Source organism: Halorubrum sp. SD612 (assembly GCF_002135005.1).
The window spans coordinates 1-1,645 of record NZ_NEWI01000333.1 but is presented as its reverse complement, the minus strand read 5'-3'; the positions used below and the strand labels follow the sequence as shown (position 1 = coordinate 1,645).

The 1,645-nt window shown below is 68.4% G+C and carries 2 protein-coding genes and 1 pseudogene; all 3 read right to left on the bottom strand.

Annotation, left to right across the window (positions count from 1 at the left end; translation table 11 throughout):
* Positions 1-214, bottom strand: a pseudogene (locus B9G38_RS17070) (chemotaxis protein CheC); the annotation flags it as partial.
* Positions 214-570 carry a chemotaxis protein CheY gene (gene cheY / locus B9G38_RS17065; RefSeq protein ID WP_006628944.1) on the bottom strand — a complete coding sequence of 119 codons (357 nt, stop codon included), beginning with the start codon at positions 568-570 and terminating at the stop codon, positions 214-216. The pseudogene B9G38_RS17070 and the gene cheY, both read right to left, overlap by 1 nt.
* 93 nt (positions 571-663) lie before the next feature.
* A partial coding sequence (locus B9G38_RS17060; RefSeq protein ID WP_321166652.1) for a BGTF surface domain-containing protein occupies positions 664-1,645 on the bottom strand: 982 nt, incomplete at its 5' end.

Here is a 1,645-nt window from a genome sequence, read left to right as displayed (position 1 = left end):
CGCCGTCTAACCCGCCGCGGAGCCCGACGCTCACGCCGATCGACTCCCGGCCGGCGAACGACTCCGCGAGGTCCTCGCCGCTGGCGACGCTCGCGCCCGTCACCTCCACCGCGAGGTCGGTCCCGGTGAGATCCGAGAGCGCGCCGGCGGCCTGCTTCGCCCCCCGTTCCGCGAGGCGGTTACAGGCGCCGAGCGCGCGGACGTCGACGCGCATTATACCGCCGAACCGATGGCGTCGAGCACGTTCGGCTTCTGGAACGGCTTCGTGATGTACCCCTCCGCGCCCGCCTTGATCGCCGCCTTCATCTTCTCCTCCTGCCCGACGCTCGTACACATGATCACCGTCGCGTCGGGGTTGTCCTCTAAGATCTCCGTCGTCGCCTCGATGCCGTCGCGGATCGGCATCACGATGTCCATCATCACGAGGTCCGGCCCGTGTTCCTCGTACATGTTGACCGCCTCCACGCCGTTCTCCGCCTCCCCGACGATCTCGAACTCGCCCTCGAGGATCTCCCGGAGGAGGTTCCGCATGAACTCCGAGTCGTCGGCGATGAGTACCCGCGTAGCCATTGTTGTCTGAAACCGGGCGCAGCGATCACTTAATCGCTCCCCCGCGGTTCTCAGCGATGAGAACGGACGCGGGTCGTCGGAAGAACCCGTGCCTCACACCCAGTGGCCGAGGATGTGAATCGCGCCGACGAGGACGGTCCCGCCGAACGCCTCGCGGGTGCCGATCCCGAACGGGAGGAGGGTCGCCGGCTCGCTCTCACCGTCCTGACCGCCGGAGTCGCCGGTCGGGTTCGAAGAGTTCCCGTCGGTAGTCGATGAGTTCCCGTCGACGCGCGACGAGTTCCCGTCAGGGTCCGTGGCGCCCGCGGACTCACTCGCAGTCGAGTTTCCGGCGGCGTCCGTGGAGTTCGCGTCGGTGTTCGCGGTGTTCTCGTCGCTATCGCTGCTGTTCGACGGGGTCTGGGAGTCGTTCGCGCCACCGTCGTCCCCGCCGCCGTCATCGTCGATCGTCGTCCTCGCCGGGTTCTCCGCGACGACCAGGGTTCCGTTTCGCCGATCCCCGTCGAGCGTGGCGGTGAAGGGGTACTCACCGGGATCGAGGCGGACGGTCGCGGACGGGAAGCCGACGGTGCGCGACTCGTTCGACGACAGGGTCAGGTCGCGGGCGGTCGTCAAGTTACCGCCGTCGACGTCGAGCGCGAGCGTTCCCTCTCCCTCCAGTCCGCCGGCGTTTCGGACGTCGATCCCGAGCGCGGAGAGGTTCCCCCCCGCCGCGACGGTGGCGTTCTCGGGCACGCCGTCGATCGCGAGCCGGTCCGGGTCGTCGGTGTCGTCGACGACGATCACCGTGCGGCTGTCGCGGAGCGTCGTCCCGTCGTACAGCTCGTAGTTCAGTCGAGTCCCGGGATCGGCGCCCCCGAGGTCGGCGCTGATCGAGAAGTTCCCCTCGGAGAGCTCCACCTGCGACTCCGACCGGAACGGCTCGTCGCGCTTGTCGTCGACGAAGGTTGCGGCCATCTCGATCGGCGGGAGTATCGTCGTCGTCCCCGTCACCTCCCCGCCCGAGGCCTCGACGAGGAGCTCGCCGTCGTCGGTGACGTGGTCGTACTCGAAGTACCGCTCCTGGACCGAGAAC

What these genes read in the sequence shown, in the direction of transcription:
- cheY (WP_006628944.1), bottom strand. Translation starts at nt 570, where the DNA reads ATGGCTACGCGGGTACTCATCGCCGACGACTCGGAGTTCATGCGGAAC.